This window comes from Pseudomonas sp. NPDC087817 (assembly GCF_044742875.1).
In the GTDB taxonomy this organism is placed as follows: domain Bacteria; phylum Pseudomonadota; class Gammaproteobacteria; order Pseudomonadales; family Pseudomonadaceae; genus Aquipseudomonas.
In genome coordinates this window covers 15,787-33,287 of record NZ_JBIUVJ010000058.1, presented here as the reverse complement: position 1 = coordinate 33,287, position 17,501 = coordinate 15,787, and the positions used below count along the sequence as shown (strand labels likewise).

Sequence of the window (17,501 nt, the reverse complement as noted above, 5' to 3'; positions counted from 1 at the left end):
ACCACGGCCTCGCCCGCCACGTTGAAGGCGCCTCGCACATGGCCGAGGGCTACACCCGCACCAAGGCCGGCAACATCGGCGTGTGCATCGGTACTTCCGGCCCTGCCGGTACCGACATGGTCACCGGGCTCTACAGCGCCTCGGCCGACTCGATTCCAATCCTCTGCATTACCGGCCAGGCACCCCGCGCCCGTATGCACAAGGAAGACTTCCAGGCGGTCGACATCACCAGCATCGTCAAGCCCGTCACCAAGTGGGCGACCACTGTTCTGGAACCGGGCCAGGTGCCTTACGCGTTCCAGAAAGCTTTCTACGAAATGCGCTCCGGCCGCCCTGGCCCTGTGCTGATCGATCTGCCGTTCGACGTACAGATGGCCGAAATCGAATTCGACATCGACGCTTACCAGCCGCTGCCATTGGCCAAACCGACCGCGACTCGCGTTCAGGTCGAGAAGGCCTTGGCTCTGCTCGATCAGGCTGAGCGCCCACTGCTGGTGGCCGGCGGCGGCATCATCAACGCTGACGCCAGCGACCTGCTGGTCGAGTTCGCCGAGCTGACCGGTATCCCGGTTATCCCGACCCTGATGGGCTGGGGCACCATCCCGGACGATCACCCGCTGATGGTCGGCATGGTCGGCCTGCAGACTTCGCACCGTTACGGCAACGCCACGATGCTCAAATCCGACGTGGTGCTGGGTATCGGTAACCGTTGGGCCAACCGTCACACCGGTTCGGTTGACGTCTACACCGAAGGCCGCAAGTTCATTCACGTCGACATCGAAGGCACGCAGATTGGTCGTGTGTTCACGCCGGATCTGGGCATCGTGTCCGACGCCGCTGCTGCACTGACCGTGTTCATCGAAGTGGCCCGTGAATGGCAAGCCGCCGGCAAACTGAAAAACCGCAGTGCCTGGTTGCAAGACTGTCAGCAGCGCAAAGCCAGCCTGCACCGCAAGACCCACTTCGACAACGTGCCGGTCAAACCGCAGCGCGTTTATGAAGAGATGAACCAAGTATTCGGCAAAGACACCTGCTACGTCAGCACCATTGGTCTGTCGCAGATTGCCGGCGCGCAGTTCCTGCACGTCTACAAGCCGCGTCACTGGATCAACTGCGGCCAGGCAGGCCCGTTGGGCTGGACCATTCCGGCAGCGCTGGGCGTGGTCAAGGCCGATCCGAGCCGGAAAGTCGTGGCCCTGTCGGGGGACTATGACTTCCAGTTCATGATCGAAGAACTGGCGGTCGGCGCTCAGTTCAAACTGCCTTACATCCACGTCGTAGTGAACAACTCGTACCTGGGTCTGATCCGTCAGGCCCAGCGCGGGTTCGAAATGGACTACTGCGTGCAGCTGTCCTTCGATAACCTGAACGCGCCGGAACTCAACGGTTACGGGGTTGACCACATCGCAGTGGCCGAAGGCCTCGGCTGCAAGGCGCTGCGTGTGTTCGAACCGTCGGAAATCGCCCCTGCCCTGCGCAAGGCCGAACAGATGATCGAAGAGTTCAAGGTGCCGGTGATCGTCGAGATCATTCTGGAGCGTGTGACCAACATCTCCATGGGTACCGAGATCAACGCCGTCAACGAGTTCGAAGACCTGGCGCTGGTCGGCAACGATGCGCCAACGGCGATTTCGCTGCTCGACTAACTGCTGACCGCTCTCCCAGTGGGAGCGGGCCTGCTCGCGAAGACGGCTTCATATCCAACACCGATGTTGGCCGATAGACCGCTTTCGCGAGCAGGCTCGCTCCCACAAGGGGAACCTCACAAGATTTACGGGAGACCACCATGCCGCGTTTCGCAGCCAACCTGTCCATGCTGTTCACCGAACAGGATTTCCTTGCCCGTTTCGACGCCGCCGCCAAGGCCGGTTTCTCGGGCGTTGAATACCTGTTCCCGTACGACTTCAGCTCTGCCGAAATCAAGGCCAAGCTCGACGCCAATGGTCTGACCCAAGTGTTGTTCAACCTGCCGGCCGGTGACTGGGCCAAGGGCGAGCGCGGTATCGCCTGCCTGCCGGATCGCGTTGAAGAGTTCCGCGCCGGGGTCGATCTGGCCATCGCTTACGCACAAGTACTGGGCAATACCCAGGTCAACTGCCTGGCCGGTATCCGTCCGCAAGGCGTTGACGACGCCACGGTAGAAAAGACCTTCGTCGCCAACCTGAAATACGCCGCCGACAAGCTGCAGGCAGCGGGCATCAAACTGGTGATGGAAGCGATCAACACCCGCGACATCCCGGGCTTCTACCTGAACAACACGGCGCAAGCCCTGTCGATTCGCGAGCAGGTCGGCAGTGCCAATCTGTTCCTGCAATACGACATCTATCACATGCAAATCATGGAAGGCGATCTGGCCCGCACCCTGCAATCGCACCTGGGCGAGATCAACCATGTGCAGCTCGCGGACAACCCGGGGCGCAACGAGCCGGGCACCGGTGAAATCAACTACCGCTTCCTGTTCGAACACCTCGACCGCATCGGTTATCAGGGTTGGGTGGGTTGCGAGTACAAGCCGCTGACCACCACTGAAGCGGGCCTTGGCTGGCTGAAGACCCACAACGCAATCTGAGTTCGAGTTTTCAACATGGGTCTGTACTTGAAACCAGATCCCCTGTGGTGAGGGGATTTATCCCCGACCGGCTGCGCAGCAGTCGTAAAACCTGCACCCGGGATTGAAACTGATTGGCGCTAAAAACTGGGGCAGCTTCGCTGCCCATCGGGGATAAATCCCCTCGCCACAAAAGCCCATCGGTTGCAAACCGGGGGAAAGACAAAAACAAGAGGATTTTCTCATGGCTAAAATCGGATTTATCGGCACCGGCATCATGGGCCACCCAATGGCGGCGAACCTGCAGAAAGCCGGTCACAGCCTGTTCCTGTCGGCGCATCACGACGCCGCCCCGGCTGATCTGGTTGCCGCTGGCGCCGTCGCCCTGGCCAACCCGCGCGAAGTGGCGCAGGAAGCTGAATTCATCATCGTCATGGTCCCGGATACCCCACAGGTCGACGACGTGCTGTTCCGCGCCGACGGCGTTGCAGCCGGTATCGGCAAAGGCAAAGTCGTCATCGACATGAGTTCGATCTCGCCAACCGCCACCAAGGCGTTCGCCGCGAAGATCAACGAGAAAGGCGCGCAGTACCTCGACGCACCAGTGTCCGGCGGTGAAGTCGGCGCCAAAGCTGCGACCCTGAGCATCATGGTCGGTGGCGACGCCGATGCCTTCGAACGCGCCCTGCCGCTGTTCCAGGCCATGGGCAAGAACATCACCCTGGTGGGTGGCAATGGCGACGGTCAGACTGCCAAAGTCGCGAACCAGATCATCGTCGCGCTGAACATTCAGGCCGTCGCCGAAGCCCTGCTGTTCGCTTCGAAAAACGGTGCCGACCCAGCCAAGGTGCGTGAAGCGCTGATGGGCGGTTTCGCTTCGTCGAAGATCCTCGAAGTGCACGGCGAGCGCATGATCAAAGGCACCTTCGATCCAGGCTTCCGCATCAGCCTGCACCAGAAGGACCTGAACCTGGCCCTGCAAGGCGCCAAGGAGCTGAACATCAACCTGCCGAACACCGCCAACGCCCAGCAAGTGTTCAGCACCTGCGCGGCCATCGGTGGCAGCAACTGGGACCACTCGGCGCTGATCAAGGGCCTGGAACACATGGCCAACTTCTCGATTCGCGACAAAAAATAATCTGCGCCTCTGGCTCGCTCCCTGTGGGAGCGGGCTTGCCCGCGATGGCATCGACGCGGTCTGCCTGCAAGACCGCAGCGCCTGAATCGCTGGCAAGCCAGCTCCCACAGGGACCGGGTCGCTGCACCGTTGTCGCTCCACTCCAATAACAAGAATTCCGGGAGCCCGCCATGTCGGTCGATCCGCAACAACTGCTGCGCGAGCTGTTTGCCACAGCCATCGACGCGGCCCATCCGAACCAAGTCCTCGAAGCTCATCTGCCCGCCGACCGCACTGGTCGCGTGATCGTCATCGGTGCCGGCAAAGCCGCCGCTGCCATGGCGCAAGTGGTCGAGCGCTGCTGGGAAGGTGAAGTGTCTGGCCTGGTAGTGACCCGTTACGGTCACGGCGCCCCGTGCGAAAAAATCGAAGTGGTCGAAGCCGCGCACCCGGTGCCGGACGCTGCCGGTCTGGCCGTGGCCAAACGCGTACTCGAGCTGGTCAGCAACCTGACTGAAGACGACCGCGTGATTTTCCTGTTGTCTGGCGGCGGCTCTGCCCTGCTCGCCTTGCCGGCCGCCGGCATCACCCTCGCCGACAAGCAATCGATCAACAAGGCCCTGCTCAAATCCGGTGCGACCATCGGCGAGATGAACTGCGTGCGCAAGCACCTCTCGGCGATCAAGGGCGGACGCCTGGGCAAGGCCTGCTGGCCTGCGACGGTTTATACCTACGCCATTTCCGATGTGCCGGGCGACCTCGCCACGGTCATCGCTTCCGGCCCGACCGTGGCCGACCCGAGCACCTCGGCCGAAGCGCTGGCGATCCTCAAGCGCTATGCCATCGAAGTCCCGGCCTCGGTACGCAACTGGCTGCAAAGCCCGGAATCGGAAACTGTCAAACCCGGCGATCCGAGCCTGGCGCGCAGTCATTTCCAGTTGATCGCCCGTCCTCAGCAGTCGCTGGACGCCGCTGCGGTGAAATGCCGTCAGGCCGGTTTCAGCACGCTGATCCTCGGCGACCTCGAAGGCGAGTCGCGCGAAGTGGCGAAAGTCCACGCCGGCATCGCCCGCCAGATCATCAACCACGGCCAGCCACTGGCGGCGCCGTGCGTGATCCTTTCCGGCGGCGAAACCACCGTGACCGTGCGCGGCAATGGTCGTGGCGGGCGCAACGCCGAATTCCTCCTCAGCCTGACCGACAGCCTCAAAGGCCAGCCCGGCGTCTATGCCCTGGCCGGTGACACCGACGGCATCGACGGCTCGGAAGACAACGCCGGAGCCATCATGACCCCGGACAGCTACGCCCGCGCCGCCGCCCTCGGTCTGAGCGCCAGCGATGAGCTGGATAACAATAACGGCTACGGCTATTTCGCAGCGCTCGATGCACTGATCGTCACCGAGCCGACCCGCACCAACGTCAACGACTTCCGCGCCATTCTGATCCTCGAGAGTTCTAAATCATGACGCCTGATAAAAAGGTCAAAATCCTCGCCACACTCGGGCCTGCGGTCGATGGCATCGAAGACATCCGCGAGCTGGTCGAGGCCGGGGTCAACATCTTCCGCCTCAACTTCAGCCACGGCGATCACGCCGACCACGCCAAGCGTTATCAGTGGATCCGCGAAGTCGAGCGCCAGCTCAACTACCCGCTGGGCATTCTGATGGACTTGCAAGGGCCGAAACTGCGCGTCGGCAAGTTCGCCGACGGCAAGGTCCAATTGCATCGCGGCCAGGCATTCCGCCTCGATCTGGACGCGACGCCGGGCGATGAACGCCGGGTGAATCTGCCGCATCCAGAAATCATCGCCGCACTGGAAGCAGGCATGGATCTGCTGCTCGATGACGGCAAACTGCGTCTGCGCGTGGTGACCAAATACCACGACGCGATCGACACCACCGTGCTCAACGGTGGCGAGTTGTCGGACCGCAAAGGTGTGAATGTGCCGCAAGCGGTACTCGACCTGAGCCCGCTGACCGCCAAGGATCGCCGCGACCTGAGCTTCGGCCTGGAACTGGGGGTGGACTGGGTAGCGCTGTCGTTCGTGCAACGTCCGCAAGACATTCTCGAAGCCCGCGAATTGATCGGCGACAAGGCCTTTCTGATGGCGAAAATCGAAAAGCCGTCGGCGGTTGAACAACTGCGCGAAATCGCTGAATTGAGCGACGCGATCATGGTGGCCCGTGGTGACCTCGGCGTTGAAGTGCCGGCGGAAAGCGTGCCGCAGATTCAGAAAAACATCATCACCACCTGCCGCGAACTGGGTAAACCGGTGGTGGTGGCGACGCAGATGCTGGAGTCGATGCGCTTCTCCCCTGCCCCGACCCGCGCTGAAGTGACTGACGTTGCCAACGCCGTGGCCGAAGGTGCCGATGCGGTGATGCTGTCGGCGGAAACCGCGTCCGGCGAGTACCCGCTGGAAGCCGTGCAGATGATGAGCAAGATCATCCGCCAGGTTGAGAACGGTCCGGATTACCAGACTCAACTGGACGTCAGTCGGCCGAAAGCTGAAGCGACCGTTTCCGATGCGATCAGCTGCGCGATCCGTCGCATCAGCAACGTGCTGCCAGTGGCGGTGTTGGTCAACTACAGCGAGTCGGGCGCATCGAGCTTGCGTGCTTCGCGGGAACGGCCGAAAGCACCGATCCTCAACCTCACGCCAAACCTGCAGACGGCGCGGCGTTTGAGTGTGGCGTGGGGCATTCACTCGGTGGTCAACGATCGCCTGCGTCAGGTCGACGAAGTCTGCTCGACCGCGCTGGAAATCGCCCAGGCACAAGGCATGGCCGAGCGTGGCGATACGTTGCTGATCACGGCGGGTGTGCCGTTCGGGCAGCCTGGATCGACTAACTCGCTGCGGATCGAAACGTTGATCTAAAGAAAGCTACACAACCTGTGGCGAGGGAGCTCGTCGAGTCGTCGCACCGTCCCGCTCGACTGCACAGCAGTCGTCGCTTTTAGGGCATGACGGTTTTCACAGAAAAACCGCATCAACCCATGTTGGGGCCGCTTCGCGACCCAGCGGGAGCAAGCTCCCTCGCCACAGAGATTCATATAACAAAGAGATTCATTGTTTTTACTGGCCTCTTCGCGAGCAGGCTCGCTCCCACAGTTGATTTGTGAGCACCACAAAATCAATGACTGAACAAAGATTCAATGTGGGAGCCAGCCTGCTGGCGAAGCAGGCGACTCGGTTTCACTGACTTTTTAGAACTGCCATGCCTGCCAATCATTTCAACACCCACTGCCCCGACTGGGCCGAGGCTTTGCTCAACGGTTTCAGTCAAATATTCCTTCAGCGCCATCCGCTGTGCGGCCTGCTGTGCCTCTTGGCGATCCTGCTCACTGCGCCCGTGCTGTTTGCCGGTGCGCTGCTCGGTGCTGTCGCCGGGTTGCTCACCGCACAACGACGCAACTACGCCAAGGCGGATCGCCAGGCCGGGCTGTTCAGCTACAACGGCGTTTTACTCGGCCTGTTGCTGAGTCTGTATTTCCCTTGGTCGCCGATGCTGCCGCCGCTGATTCTCGCTGCCGGCGGCCTGAGTGCGATGCTCACGCAGCAATGGCTCAAATATGTGTACCGCAGCCGATCCATACCGGCCTACACCTCGCCGTTCGTGGCCATGAGCTGGGCGTTGTTGCTGTTCGCTGAACCGTCAGCGCCGATGGCTCACATCGAGATGAATACGCTGAACCTGCTCGCGGCCGAGCTCCGAGGCTTGGGCCAGGTGATGTTTCTCGACCATCCATTGGCAGGCGCGCTGATCGCCGCCGGTTTGTTGATCGCGGATCGCCGCGCCTTCTGCTGGGCGCTGCTCGCATCTGCCATCGGCCTGGGCTCCAGCCTGCTACACCACGAAACCAGCGCTGCGCTTTTCGGCCTCGGCAGTTACAACGCGGTACTGGCCGCCCTCGCCTTCAGTAGCCAACGCCAACAACCGTGGTTGCCGCTGGTCGGCATCGTCCTCGCACTGCTGGTCACGCCGCTGTTTGCCGCCATCGGCTTGGCCACATTGACGGCGCCGTTCATCCTCGCCTGCTGGCTGATTCGCGCCGGGATTCAAATGCTCGGCAAAGCCACGGTAGACAGTGCGTCTTGCGCTCACGGGGAGAATCAACCTAGGCTGCGCTGATCTTTGATTCAGGCGTTTTCCATGGACAGCAGCAGCAACTGGCGTGAACGGCTTTACGTCATGATTTTCCAGAGCGACACCCTCGCCGGGCGGCGCTTCGACGGCATCTTGCTGTTGATCATCCTCGCCAGTCTGGTGATCGTGATGCTCGACAGTATCGACAGCGTTCACCGCAACTACGCCGATGTGCTGGCGTACATCGAGTGGGGCTTCACGATCATCTTTCTCGGCGAGTACATCCTGCGTCTGTACTGCTCGCCCAAGCCGTTGCGCTATGCCTTCAGTTTTTATGGACTGGTGGACCTGCTGGCGATCGTGCCGGGCATCCTCGCGCTGTATTACAGCGATGCGCAGTACCTGCTGATTATCCGGATCATTCGGATGCTGCGGATTTTCCGCGTGCTCAAGCTCAGTCCGTACCTCAAGCAGGCCAACTATTTGATGTCGGCGCTGCGCGGCAGCAAGCAGAAGATCGTCGTGTTCCTGGTCAGCGTCTGCACGCTGGTGACGGTGTTCGGTACGTTGATGTACGTGATCGAAGGCCCGGAACATGGCTTCACCAGCATTCCCAAAGGCATCTATTGGGCTATCGTGACCCTGACCACGGTGGGCTTCGGCGACATCGTGCCGAAGACGCCGCTGGGCCAGGTGATTTCGTCGCTGGTGATGATCACCGGTTATTCGATCATTGCCGTGCCGACGGGGATTTTCACCGCCGAGCTGGCCAACGCCATGCGCGGCGAACAGCTGCAACACGACTGCCCGGTGTGCAAGAAAAACAGCCACGAACACGGCGCGGCGTTCTGCTCGCGCTGTGGCAATGCGTTATTTAAGAAACTGGAATAAGCACAGAGCTTTTTAATCTTTAAACGACTATGCGGGCGCCGTTATAGTCAGTGGCAAATGAACATCACCCCTGCTTCTACACAGATAAAACAAGGAATGCGCAGTGAAAAAACTCTTTGGCGCCTCACTTCTCGCCGCCGGCCTGGCCTTGGCCAACATCGCTCAGGCAGCCCCGACGCTGCTTAACGTTTCCTACGACGTGATGCGCGATTTCTACAAGGACTACAACACTGCGTTCCAGAAACACTGGCAAGCCGAGCACAACGAAAACATCACCGTACAGATGTCCTTCGGCGGTTCGAGCAAGCAAGCGCGCTCGGTGATCGATGGCCTGCCGGCTGACGTCATCACGATGAACATGGCCACCGACATCAATGCCCTCGCCGACAACGGTCAACTGGTACCGAAGGACTGGGTCACCCGTCTGCCGAACAACAGCGCACCGTTCACCTCGGCCACTGTGTTCATCGTCCGTAAAGGCAATCCGAAAGCCCTGAAAGACTGGCCGGATCTGCTCAAGGACGGCGTGCAGGTAATCGTGCCGAACCCGAAAACCTCGGGCAACGGCCGCTACACCTACCTCTCGGCCTGGGGTTATGTGCTGAAGAACGGCGGTGACGAGAACAAGGCCAAGGACTTCGTTGGCAAACTGTTCAAGCAGGCGCCAGTACTCGACACCGGTGGCCGCGCCGCGACCACCACGTTCATGACCAACCAGATCGGCGACGTGCTGGTGACCTTTGAAAACGAAGCGGAAATGATCGCTCGCGAGTTTGGTCGTGATCAGTTTGAAGTGATCTACCCAAGTGTTTCTGCTGAGGCCGAGCCACCGGTGTCCGTGGTCGATAAAGTCGTCGACAAGAAAGGTTCACGCGCTGCTGCCGACGAGTACCTGAAGTACCTGTGGTCGCCGGAAGGTCAGGAAATTGCAGCCGCTAACTACCTGCGTCCGCGTGATCCGGCGGTACTGGCCAAGTACACCGACCGCTTCCCGAAAGTTGATTTCCTTTCGGTGGAGAAGACTTTTGGTGACTGGCGCACCGTGCAGAAAACTCACTTCAATGATGGTGGGGTTTTCGATCAGATTTATAGCGGGCAGTAAGGTTTAGGCTGACATGAAAAAGGCGACCCTCAGTGGTCGCCTTTTTTGTGCACATCTGAATCCAACACAAACCCAATGTAGGAGTGAGCCTGCTCGCGATAGCGTTCTATCATTCAGCACATTTGGGGGCTGACAGACCGCTATCGCGAGCAGGCTCACTCCTACAGGGAATTGTGTTTAGGCAGTTACATCGGCGGGGTTACACCATCCTTTCCAGCGGAAATCGACTGCGCCGTCAGCGTGCCATCCGCACTCTGCGTCACGAACGAAACGATCTTCACCCCAACCTTGAGCAAGCTGCGATCCCCCGGCATCAAATTAACGATCGGCACATCCTCCGGCACCAGAATCTTCTGCTGGCCACCCTTGTAATTCACCGTCAAAACCCGGCCATTGCTGACCACCAGATCACCGACACTGCCATTGGTCATGCTGCTGCCCTTGGCCAGATCAAACGGCCGATGTCCATCGCCGCTGCCAGCCAACTCCGGCGGGAATACATGCACCTCCAACGCCTTGAGCGTGCCGTCTTCCTGTGGCATGGCCGCCGAGCCGATGTAGCTGCCGGGCTTGATGTCTTCGATATTGGCGAGGGTCACGGCGCGGACCTTGGTGTCCTGGGTCAACTGGATCACCACGTTCTCGCCACTGTTGACGTGGACTTTCAAGGAGGCGGCGCTGACGCCAGTGATCTCGCCGCGCACGCCAATGCGCATCCCCGGCGCGTCGGCCGCTTGCACGCTGTTCGCGCCCAGCAAGCCGAGCATGGCTATGGTTGCGGTGTAACGAAGCATCTGACGATACATTGCAATCCTCCGGTCATGAATGTTCAACAAGTCGATGCAAACATAAGCACGCTATCGAAGAAGATGTAAGTGAATGTATCATCGACCGTCAACGGCCGGACGCAAGGTCCACTGAAGAACATTGAACCGATGACAGCCCGTCATTCCGCAACGGAATAACTGATATCAATCGAAGGCGCCTTCTGCCCGCCTGGCTTGTCCCTTAGCCTCACCGCATTCCCTTTCGCTGGATCGAGAAACCTTATGACCGCCACAACTCACGCAATGACCCGGGGAATGGTGCTGCTGTTCGCTTTCTGCTGCGGCGCCATCGTTGCCAACATCTACTACGCGCAGCCGATCATCGGCCTGATTGCGCCGGACATCGGCCTGACCGACACCATGGCCAGCTTCATCGTCTCGCTGACCCAGATCGGTTACGCGCTGGGCCTGTTCTTCCTGGTGCCGCTGGGCGATCTGCTGGAAAACCGTCGGTTGATGATCATCACCACGGTGGTGGCGATTGCCAGCCTGCTCGGTGCTGCGTTCACCGATCAGCCCAATGTGTTTCTGCTGATCTCGTTGTTGGTGGGCTTCAGTTCGGTGTCGGTACAGATCCTGATTCCGCTGGCTGCACATCTGGCGCCGGAAGAATCTCGTGGACGCGTCGTCGGCGGGATCATGGGCGGCTTGCTGCTGGGTATTCTGCTGGCGCGACCAGTGTCGAGCGTGGTCGCCGACCATTTCGGCTGGCGGGCGATGTTCATGATCGCGGCGGCATTGATGGCGGCGATCAGCGTGGTGCTGGCCCTGACCGTGCCCAAGCGCCAACCGGATCACAGCGCCTCTTACGCGCAACTGATCGGCTCGCTGTGGACGTTGCTGCGTCAGCAACCGGTGCTGCGTCAGCGGGCGTTTTATCAGGGCTGCATGTTCGCCACCTTCAGCCTGTTCTGGACGGCGGTGCCGCTGGAACTGGCACGCAACCATGGCCTGTCGCAAAGCGAGATCGCGATCTTCGCCCTGGTCGGCGCCATTGGAGCCATCGCCGCGCCGATCAGCGGACGCCTGGCCGACGCCGGCCATACCCGCATTGCTTCGCTGCTGGCCATGGTGTTCGCCAGCCTGAGCTTCCTGCCCGCCTTTATCCACCCGGCCTACAGCGTCATCGGTCTGGCCGTGACCGGCGTGGTGCTCGACTTCTGCGTGCAGATGAACATGGTCCTTGGCCAACGCGCGGTGTACTCGCTGGACGCGAAAAGCCGTGGTCGCCTGAATGCGCTGTACATGACCAGCATTTTCATCGGCGGCGCCTTCGGCTCTTCGGTGGCCAGCGCGGTATTCGAGCATGGCGGCTGGTTGTGGATCGTGATTGTCGGCAGCGCGTTTCCGGTGTTGGCGTTGCTGCGGTTTTTGAGTGTTTCGCAGCGTGGTTCATTGGCAACGGCGTAAGACGTAAAAGCTTCGCGAGCAAGCTCGCTCCCGCAGGTTATTCATTGATCCCGCGGGAGCGTTGTCACTCAATACCGAACCAGTTTTTCCATCGCCGCATCCGCCAGAAAGGAGGAGCGGCTTTTCACGTTGTGCTCACGCACGTAGCGATCAATTCTCTGGATCACGTAGCCGGGCAGCGTCACGTTAACCTTCTCGGTCTTGCCCAAATAAGGCGAGATGTCCAGTTCCAGCATGCCCCAACCCATCTCGGCGAATTCCGGATTGTTGCGATGTGCCGCCGCAGAAGTTGGCAACGGAATGGGCTCTCCGTCCGCCGCGATCTCTTGCAGCATGATGTGTGCGATCTCAACCGCTGCGTTGTAGGCATCTTCAAAGCTATCCCCCGCCGTGACAGCGCCGGGAATATCGGGGATCTGAATACCGATGGCGGTGTTCTCATCACCCCACTCGATGCAGATGGGATATTGCATTATGGATCTCCTTCGAAACTGGCTGGCGGGTTGTACAGCCCGGCACGCCTCCTGATACTTTTGACCGTCCCCAACGGTAAATCCTTTTTCGGATGAGGCACGGGAATCGTGTACGGGTTGTAACGGTGCCTGAAGATGTGATGGCTGCCGGTAATCCCGTCCAGCGTCCATCCTGCCTCCTCCAGCTCCTTGATCAATAACCTGCTTTGCACCAACCGCCTCCTTGCCTCGGCCTGTTAAAAGTAACTCTAGAGTTATCTTTACTCAAGCATAGAAATCCGCAGAGCGACGCCCGGTTGTTTTACAGCGTGTGATTGAAACCGCTAAACCTTGAGCGCTGTGCAGCACTTCCATGAGCAATTTCTGTGGGCACCCAACAGGCACACAGCAAAACGGCGATCCAAAGATCGCCGTTTTCATTACTGTCCGAACTGCTTGCCCAACCCCGGCGGCACGCCGTGGATGTCGGTGTCTTCCCACGGGCCGTTGGGGCTGATGGAGCGGCTCCAGCCGTTGTTCCAGCGGAAGTAGGTGCGTTGGCGGTAGAAGGTGTTGGTTTGGCCGTCGAGGACGTAGACGCCGAGTTTCTGATCCCAATGGCTGTTGCCACCCGGTGGTGGAGCGAAGCTCGCCGAAGTACGCGGGACCGGTTTCGCCGGTTTGGCGGGGATGCTTTTGCCCGGTGTCGGTGAGGTCGACGGAGTCGGGCTGGGTTGCGACGGCGGAATTGGCGGCAGGTTGGTGGTCGGTTCCGGCCGTTGCACCGCACATGCACTCATGCCCAGGGCCAGTGTGAGGACTGTGATTCGGGCGATGGTGTGCATGGCGGTGCTTTCCTGTTTTTATTCCCGGTGGTTATTTGTCCGGGCTGTCGATGGTCAGTGTTTGTGGCGCGGTGGTGCTGCTGGCCAGAGGGCCGCTGCGAGCGACCCACTCCCCGGCGGTCGGCTGACCGGCCCGGGAGATGCGCGCAACCAATTGGACTTCAGGGAAGTTCGACAGTTTCAACTGCGGCATCATCGCGTCGGCATCGCCCAGTTCGACGGTCACCGGCAGATCGGCCACGGTCAGGCGTTTGGCCGCCAGCGGCGCTGGAGGCCCGGACGTGGCGCGGGCAAAGATGAACACGCTGTCGCCCGGCTGCACCCTGCCTTTGAGTTTGCTGGCCAGATCGACGCGAACCTTGAGCAGTGCGGCAGTTTTGGCCGCTGGAGCCTCGGCGACCTTGCCGCCGCTGGCTTGCAGGCGCTCGGCGGCACGCTCGATCCCGCCTTGCAGCGCTTCGCGGGACTTGTCGTCCGGTGGCAATTGCGCCAGCAGACGATTCCAGTAATCGATGGCTTGCTGATAGCGCTCACCTTCGAATGCGGCGATACCCAGCAGACCGAGGCTGGTGACTTCTTTCGGATCGGCCTTCAGCGCTTCATCGGTCAGGGCTTGAATCTTGTCCGACCACTTTTTGCCATCGGCAAAATACTGCGCCTGCGCCCACTGCCCGAGCAGTTCCGGCTGGCGGCCGGCGAGGTTGGCGGCGCGTTCGAACATCTTCGCCGCGTCCGCCGGACGCTCCTGAGCCATGTAAGTGCGACCGAGGAAGTACAGGCCTTCCGCCGAATCCGGCTGCGCGGCAACCGCGCGCTCCAGACGTTGGGTCATCTCTTCCATCGACTGCGGTGCCTGGGCGAATTCGCGGGTCAGTTCGACTTTGTCGGCAGCACCGAAATGCAGGTACAGACCTAGTCCCAACACCGGTACAAGCACCGCCGCCAGCAACGGCAACGGCTTGCCCAGCTTCGACACGCGCGGCGCTGTAACGCCTTCGGTATCCGCCAGCAATTCACGCGCAGCCTCAGCGCGACCGCTGTCCATTTGCGCGGCGTCGAGCACGCCTTCAGCCTGTTGCGATTGCAACTCGGCCACGCGCTCCTGATACAGCGCAACGTTCAGGGCAGTGCGATCTTCTTCACGCTGGGCGCGACGTTCACGCAAAACCGGGATCAGCAGAAAACTCAGGGCGACCAGAAGCAACAGCCCTGCGGCAAGCCAGAAATCAATCATTCTTGGTTTTTATCCAACAGTTGGTCGAGGCGCTGACGCTCATCGGCGGAAAGCGATTGCGGGGTTTCGGCGCGTTGCCCGCGACGACGGCGGACGATCACCGCGATCACCACAAAGCCACCGAGCAGCAGCGCGGCCGGGCCGAACCACAGCAAGGCAGTCTTGGCATTCAGTGCAGGTTTGTAGCGAACAAAATCCCCGTAGCGATCGACCATGAAGTCGATGATCTGCTGATTGTCCTTGCCCTCGCCGAGCATGCGGAAAATCTCTTTGCGCAAGTCAGCGGCAATCGGCGCGTTGGAATCGGCGATGTCCTGGTTCTGGCATTTGGGGCAGCGCAGTTCCTTGGTCAGTTCGCGGAAACGCTCGCGGTCACCTTCTTTGGCGAACTCGTAAGTATCGATGGCGGCGTGCGCCACACCGGCCAGACTCAAGCCCAATACCACGGCGGCTAAATAACGCTTCATGGCTTGGCCTCATCGACCAGCGCCTGATACTTGGCCGCGAGTTTTTCGCGCCAGACCTGCTCGTCGATCACACCGACGTATTTGTCACGAATGATGCCTTTGGCGTCGATGAAAAAGGTTTCCGGCGCGCCGTAGACACCCAGGTTCAGGCCCAGCGAGCCTTCGTCGTCACGGATGTCCAGCACATACGGATTGTGGAATTCGGCCAGCCACTTCAGCGCATCGGCGTTGGTGTCCTTGTAGTTGATCCCGTAGATCACCACACCGCGCTCGGCCAGTTTGTTCAGCACCGGGTGTTCGACCCGGCAGGAAATGCACCAGGTGCCCCAGACGTTTACCAGGGCAGGTTTACCGAGAATGTCAGCCTTGGTCAGGGTCTTGTCGCCCTGCACTGCCGGCAACGAAAACTCCGGGAACGGTTTGTTGATCATGGCCGACGGCAGCTCCGCCGGATCAAGGTACAGACCGCGATAAAGGAATACCGCCACCAGCAGGAAAATCGCCAGTGGCACCAGCATCAACCAACGTCTCATGCAGCCGCTCCCGTCATGCCTAGCGCATCACGCACCTTGGATTTCACCTTGACCCGATAACGTCGATCCAGCGCCGCCAGCAAACCACCCAAACCGGTGAGCAAACCGCCGAACCAGATCCAGCGCACAAACGGTTTGACATGCACGCGCACCGCCCACGCGCCGTTTTCCAGCGGCTCGCCGAGGGCAACGTAGAGGTCACGGGTGAAACCGGCGTCGATTCCGGCTTCGGTCATCATCGAACTCTGCACGGTGTACAGGCGTTTTTCCGGGTGCAGCACGCTGATTTCCTTGCCGTCGCGAATGACCCGAATGGTGCCCTTGTCGGAGGTGAAGTTCGGCCCTTCGAAGTGCTTCGCGCCTTCGAAGACAAACTGATAACCGGCCAGCGCCATCGACTCGCCCGGCGCCAGACGCAGGTCGCGTTCGGCACTGTTCTGGCTCGACAACACCACGCCCAATGCACACACGGCGATGCCGAGGTGGGCGATCTGCATACCCCAGTAACTGCGGGTCAGGGTAGGCAGGCCTTTGATCAGGCCTTTGTGGCGGGTCTTGTCGAAAATGTCGCGCACGCCGGCGAGCAATACCCACGCGGCGAGCAGGAAGGTCGCGATCACCGCCCAGTTGAAATCACCGTAGGCGACGCCGGCCACGACTGCCAGCGCGACACTGCCGAGCAACACCGGGGTGAGCATGCCAACCAGCCATTTCACCGGGGTGTCTTTCCAGCGCACGATCACGCCGACCGCCATCACCAGCATCAGCAACGCCATCAACGGAATGAACAGCGCATTGAAGTACGGCGGGCCGACCGACAGTTTGGCGCCGCTGATCGCATCGAGAATCAACGGGTACAAGGTCCCGAGCAGAATCATCGACGCCGCTACCACCAACACCAGGTTGTTGCCCAGCAGCAGGGTTTCCCGTGACCACAGATTGAAGCCGACCTGACTTTTCACCACCGGCGCACGCAAGGCAAACAACGTCAGCGATCCACCGACCACAAACAGTAGGAAGATCAGGATGAACACACCGCGCTCAGGGTCGGAGGCAAAGGCGTGCACCGAGGTCAGCACGCCGGAACGTACAAGGAAGGTACCGAGCAGGCTCAACGAGAACGCGGCAATTGCCAGCAGCACCGTCCAGCTCTTGAATACGCCGCGTTTTTCCGTGACCGCCAACGAGTGGATCAGCGCGGTGCCCACCAGCCAAGGCATGAAGGAAGCGTTTTCCACCGGGTCCCAGAACCACCAGCCGCCCCAGCCGAGTTCGTAGTAAGCCCACCACGAACCGAGGGTGATGCCGATGCCGAGGAAGGCCCAGGCGACGATGGTCCACGGCCGCGACCAGCGTGCCCACGCCGCATCAAGACGCCCACCGAGCAGTGCCGCAATGGCGAACGCGAAGGCCACGGAAAAACCGACATACCCCATGTAGAGCATCGGCGGATGGACGATCAGGCCGATGTCTTGCAGCAAAGGATTGAGGTCGCGACCGTCCGCCGGAATCTGCGGCAGGATCCGCGAAAACGGGTTCGACGTGAGAATCAGGAACAGCAGGAAACCGGTGCTGATCATGCCCATCACCGCCAGTACGCGGGCAAGCATGACTTGCGGCAATTGCCGCGAGAACACCGACACGGCGAAGGTCCAGCCACCGAGGATCAACGCCCACAGCAGCAGCGAACCTTCGTGGGCGCCCCACACCGCGCTGAACTTGTAGTACCACGGCAAGGCACTGTTGGAGTTCATCGCCACATAGCCGACCGAGAAATCATCGGTCATGAAGGCGTAAGTCAGGCAGCCGAAGGCAAACAGCAAAAAGGCAAACTGCCCCCATGCGGCCGGCTGGGCCAGACTCATCCAGAAACGGTCGCCGCGCCATGCACCGACCAATGGCACCACGGCTTGCACCAGCGCAAAACACAGCGCCAGAATCATCGCCAGATGGCCCAGTTCAGGAATAAATATCGCGGAAGTCATCG

General features: G+C 60.4%; 17 protein-coding genes. 9 read left to right on the top strand and 8 right to left on the bottom strand.

Going from position 1 to position 17,501, the window contains the following annotated elements:
- From gcl to ACIONG_RS24755, 8 genes are all read left to right on the top strand, one after another.
- Positions 1 to 1,646: glyoxylate carboligase (gene gcl / locus ACIONG_RS24790; protein WP_401303300.1), on the top strand; the 1,646-nt coding region annotated here is incomplete at its 5' end.
- 140 nt (positions 1,647 to 1,786) lie between these two features.
- Positions 1,787 to 2,569, top strand: coding sequence for a hydroxypyruvate isomerase (gene hyi, locus ACIONG_RS24785; protein ID WP_025111893.1), 783 nt, complete (start codon positions 1,787 to 1,789; stop codon positions 2,567 to 2,569).
- 223 nt (positions 2,570 to 2,792) lie between these two features.
- Positions 2,793 to 3,686 carry a 2-hydroxy-3-oxopropionate reductase gene (locus tag ACIONG_RS24780; RefSeq protein ID WP_064594449.1) on the top strand — a complete coding sequence of 298 codons (894 nt, stop codon included), beginning with the start codon at positions 2,793 to 2,795 and terminating at the stop codon, positions 3,684 to 3,686.
- A 170-nt stretch (positions 3,687 to 3,856) separates the two neighbouring features.
- The gene (locus ACIONG_RS24775) at positions 3,857 to 5,131 is read left to right on the top strand and encodes a glycerate kinase (protein WP_401303298.1); all 1,275 of its coding nucleotides are present in this window, start codon (positions 3,857 to 3,859) and stop codon (positions 5,129 to 5,131) included.
- Complete coding sequence (pyk, locus tag ACIONG_RS24770) at positions 5,128 to 6,543, top strand: pyruvate kinase (protein ID WP_103306816.1); 1,416 nt, start codon at positions 5,128 to 5,130, stop codon at positions 6,541 to 6,543. The genes ACIONG_RS24775 and pyk overlap by 4 nt, the downstream gene beginning before the upstream one ends.
- A 340-nt stretch (positions 6,544 to 6,883) precedes the next feature.
- Entirely contained in the window at positions 6,884 to 7,798 is a 915-nt protein-coding gene (locus tag ACIONG_RS24765; RefSeq protein ID WP_213027970.1) for an urea transporter, read from the top strand.
- 21 nt (positions 7,799 to 7,819) lie between these two features.
- The gene (locus tag ACIONG_RS24760) at positions 7,820 to 8,644 is read left to right on the top strand and encodes an ion transporter (protein ID WP_103306818.1); all 825 of its coding nucleotides are present in this window, start codon (positions 7,820 to 7,822) and stop codon (positions 8,642 to 8,644) included.
- Positions 8,645 to 8,747: 103 nt separating this feature from the next.
- Complete coding sequence (locus tag ACIONG_RS24755) at positions 8,748 to 9,746, top strand: sulfate ABC transporter substrate-binding protein (protein WP_103306819.1); 999 nt, start codon at positions 8,748 to 8,750, stop codon at positions 9,744 to 9,746.
- A 185-nt stretch (positions 9,747 to 9,931) separates the two neighbouring features.
- Here ACIONG_RS24755 and ACIONG_RS24750 read toward each other — a convergent pair whose 3' ends face one another.
- A complete protein-coding gene (locus ACIONG_RS24750; protein ID WP_103306820.1) occupies positions 9,932 to 10,552 on the bottom strand; it encodes a DUF5666 domain-containing protein in 621 nt (206 codons plus the stop codon).
- 243 nt (positions 10,553 to 10,795) lie between these two features.
- Here ACIONG_RS24750 and ACIONG_RS24745 point away from each other — a divergent pair, with 243 nt between their 5' ends.
- On the top strand, positions 10,796 to 11,983 hold the full coding sequence (locus ACIONG_RS24745; RefSeq protein WP_401303294.1) for an MFS transporter: 1,188 nt from the start codon (positions 10,796 to 10,798) through the stop codon (positions 11,981 to 11,983).
- A 68-nt stretch (positions 11,984 to 12,051) separates the two neighbouring features.
- Here the strand turns inward: ACIONG_RS24745 and ACIONG_RS24740 are convergent, their stop codons facing one another.
- The 7 genes from ACIONG_RS24740 to ACIONG_RS24710 form a co-directional block, all read right to left on the bottom strand.
- On the bottom strand, positions 12,052 to 12,456 hold the full coding sequence (locus tag ACIONG_RS24740; RefSeq protein ID WP_103306822.1) for a type II toxin-antitoxin system HicB family antitoxin: 405 nt from the start codon (positions 12,454 to 12,456) through the stop codon (positions 12,052 to 12,054).
- A complete protein-coding gene (locus ACIONG_RS24735; protein WP_213027965.1) occupies positions 12,456 to 12,668 on the bottom strand; it encodes a type II toxin-antitoxin system HicA family toxin in 213 nt (70 codons plus the stop codon). The genes ACIONG_RS24740 and ACIONG_RS24735 overlap by 1 nt, the downstream gene beginning before the upstream one ends.
- A 207-nt stretch (positions 12,669 to 12,875) precedes the next feature.
- Positions 12,876 to 13,280, bottom strand: coding sequence for a hypothetical protein (locus ACIONG_RS24730; protein ID WP_103306824.1), 405 nt, complete (start codon positions 13,278 to 13,280; stop codon positions 12,876 to 12,878).
- A gap of 31 nt (positions 13,281 to 13,311) precedes the next feature.
- On the bottom strand, positions 13,312 to 14,514 hold the full coding sequence (gene ccmI / locus ACIONG_RS24725; RefSeq protein WP_401303291.1) for a c-type cytochrome biogenesis protein CcmI: 1,203 nt from the start codon (positions 14,512 to 14,514) through the stop codon (positions 13,312 to 13,314).
- Positions 14,511 to 14,981, bottom strand: coding sequence for a cytochrome c-type biogenesis protein (locus ACIONG_RS24720; protein WP_401303289.1), 471 nt, complete (start codon positions 14,979 to 14,981; stop codon positions 14,511 to 14,513). Before ACIONG_RS24720 ends, ccmI begins: the two co-directional genes overlap by 4 nt.
- Positions 14,978 to 15,514, bottom strand: a complete 537-nt coding sequence (locus ACIONG_RS24715) for a DsbE family thiol:disulfide interchange protein (protein ID WP_166222385.1) — start codon at positions 15,512 to 15,514, stop codon at positions 14,978 to 14,980. The genes ACIONG_RS24720 and ACIONG_RS24715 overlap by 4 nt, the downstream gene beginning before the upstream one ends.
- A complete protein-coding gene (locus ACIONG_RS24710) occupies positions 15,511 to 17,499 on the bottom strand; it encodes a heme lyase CcmF/NrfE family subunit (protein ID WP_103306827.1) in 1,989 nt (662 codons plus the stop codon). The genes ACIONG_RS24715 and ACIONG_RS24710 overlap by 4 nt, the downstream gene beginning before the upstream one ends.
- Positions 17,500 to 17,501: the final 2 nt, after the last annotated feature.